Source organism: Mycobacterium sp. (genome assembly GCF_036488105.1).
In the GTDB taxonomy this organism is placed as follows: Bacteria; Actinomycetota; Actinomycetes; order Mycobacteriales; family Mycobacteriaceae; genus Mycobacterium.
In genome coordinates this window covers 1-2448 of sequence record NZ_DASXHW010000095.1, presented here as the reverse complement: position 1 = coordinate 2448, position 2448 = coordinate 1, and the positions used below count along the sequence as shown (strand labels likewise).

Annotated in this window: 4 protein-coding genes; 3 read left to right on the top strand and 1 reads right to left on the bottom strand. The window is 64.3% G+C overall.

The window, feature by feature from the left end; genetic code table 11:
- A partial coding sequence (locus VGH54_RS05185; protein ID WP_331510869.1) for a zinc-binding dehydrogenase occupies window positions 1-255 on the top strand: 255 nt, incomplete at its 5' end.
- A gap of 4 nt (window positions 256-259) precedes the next feature.
- Here the strand turns inward: VGH54_RS05185 and VGH54_RS05180 are convergent.
- Entirely contained in the window at window positions 260-739 is a 480-nt protein-coding gene (locus VGH54_RS05180; protein ID WP_331510868.1) for an SRPBCC family protein, read from the bottom strand.
- Window positions 740-871: 132 nt separating this feature from the next.
- Here VGH54_RS05180 and VGH54_RS05175 point away from each other — a divergent pair, with 132 nt between their 5' ends.
- Together VGH54_RS05175 and VGH54_RS05170 are read left to right on the top strand one after the other, a co-directional pair.
- Window positions 872-1963, top strand: coding sequence for a homogentisate 1,2-dioxygenase (locus VGH54_RS05175; protein WP_331510867.1), 1092 nt, complete (start codon window positions 872-874; stop codon window positions 1961-1963).
- Window positions 1964-1980: 17 nt separating this feature from the next.
- Window positions 1981-2448 (top strand): alpha/beta hydrolase family protein (locus tag VGH54_RS05170; protein WP_331510865.1); only part of this gene is annotated, 468 nt, incomplete at its 3' end.

Here is a 2448-nt window from a genome sequence, read left to right as displayed (position 1 = left end):
GAGATCCCGACGGTGAAGGTCAACCGACTGCTGCTGAACAACATTGACGTCGTCGGCGTCGGCTGGGGCGCCTGGGCCGGCACGCACCCGGATGCGCTGACCGAGCAGTGGGCCGACCTCGAGAAGCTGCTCGCCTCGGGCCAGCTGCCTCCTCCCGAACCGGTGGTCTACCCGCTGGAGGAAGCCGCTGCCGCGATCGCCTCGCTGGAGAATCGCACCGCGAAAGGAAAAGTCGTCCTGCGCGTGCGGGATTGAACAATTACCGAGCCGCGGCCAGGTCGGACAGATGCTTGAGCGAATTCTCGAGGTGCGCGGGGTCGAACGGCGGGAACGGAATGTGCTCACGGAGTTCGGGCGGTACCGCCGACCAGTCGTAGGTAAGCGTGACGTGAGATTGCGAGGATCCCGCGTCGTCTATGTCGTAACGCCAAATCCAGCCGCCGAATGACAGCGTCCCGTCTCCCGCGGCGTCCTGGCCGGGTTCCCAGGCAATGGCATGGGGGCGGTCGAACACGACCACCTTGTTGGCCATCTCGTAGTTCTTGGCGGGGTGGTTGTCGTGGTACATCGCGATCCGGAAGATCTGGCCGTCACCGGTCAACGTCTTGCCGTCGAGGGAGTCTCTCACCCAGCCGGTCCCGTCGATTGCGGCATGAGTCGTGGGGTCTGCCAGTACGCCGAATACTGCTTCGGCCGCTGCGGGGATCGTGATCGTGGCGGTGATGGTGTCGTTGGTCATGCCTTACAGACTGCGCCCAGCCGCAGAAGTCATCACGACTATCGCAAACTGCCCTTGTGCCGCGGCAGAAGAAAAAGTAATGTCACTTTCAGTTTCTGCCGTCCCGGATGCCGTCGCAACCCTGGAGCCGTCATGGAATCATTCATTCACCTGCGTAAAGGCAAGACACCGCGGCGTCTGCACGCTGACCTCGAGGGCCTCAAAGACGACGAACTCGGCCGCGGCGGCTTCACCGGCCGGACCGCGAACATGTACCGCCGCCACGACCCCACCGCCTACCGGTCAGAGGGTCCCCTGCGTCCCCTTGACGTGCTGTGCGGCGAACTCAAGCCCAGCGACGCAACCGACGCCAGCGGTGGGCCGCTGGTGATGTTCACCAACCCCGACTGCCGGATCTCGTTGTCCCGACGCCACGAGGCCATGCCGTACTTCGCCCGCCACGTCGACGGCGATCTGCTCTGTTTCGTACACCAGGGGACCGGCCTGCTGGAGACCGAGTTCGGGCCGCTGCGTTACCGCGGCGGCGACTGGGTATATCTGCCGAAGGCATGCACCTGGCGTCACGTCCCCGACGCCGAGACGACGTTGCTGATGATCGAGGCCAGCGACGAGTTCCGTGTTCCGCCACCGGGTTCGCTGGGCCGGCACTTCCCGTTCGACCCATCGCAGGCGGTCATCCCCGAGCCCGAGCCGATCGACGACGACGGCCGCGACGAGTACCAGGTGCGGCTGATCCATGAGGGCGGCCCGACAACGCTGTTCTATCAACACAATCCGCTCGACGTCGAAGGCTGGCGCGGCGACAACTTCGCGTTCACCTTCAACATCGACGACTACAACGTGGTGACCTCCGACAGCGTCCACCTTCCCCCGACCGTGCACCTGTTCATGCAGGCCACCGGTGTCTACGTGATGAACTTCCTGCCCAAGCCCGCCGAAGGCGTCCCGGGTACCGAGCGCACACCGTGGTATCACCGCAACGTGGACTACGACGAGATCGCCTTCTTCCATGGCGGTTCGCTCTACGGCATTCCGATGCCGCCCGGCCTGATTTCCCATGCGCCACAAGGAGTTCACCACGGCGCGCCAGAAAAGGCTCGCGAGCGCGCCCGCCGCAAGTTCGACGAGCACTCCCGCGTCGACTGGCAGGTGATCGCAGTCGACACCCGTCGGCGACTAACCCCGTCAGCCGAGGTGCTGGCACACGACCTAGGACAGCATTGATGGAGAACCCTGCGCCCGTGAAGCACGACTACGACCGGATCCCCTATCTTGTTGCCTTCCAGAACAATTCCGGGGTCCGCGATGTCTACGGCGGTCTCGCCGAGATCGTCGTGCTGGAAAGCTATCTACTCAAGCCCAAGGACAACCCGTCGGACACCGTGCTGATGTTCATGCACCCGATCGGCGGCGGCGCGTACCTGCCGATGATCAACGCGTTAGCCCGGGCCGGTCACCATGTCATCTACTGCAACAGCCGGTTTCGCGGCACCGATTCGGCACTGCTGATGGAGAAGGTGATCGAGGACCTCGGCGCCGCCATCAAGGATGCCAAGGAACGGCTCGGTTATCAGAAGGTGGTGCTGGCCGGTTGGAGCGGCGGCGGTTCGCTGTCGGTGTTGTACCAGCAGCAGGCCCAGCACGCGACCATCACGTCGAGCCCGTCAGGTGACGGGCCCGATCTCACCCAGCTCGATCTGCCCGCCGCC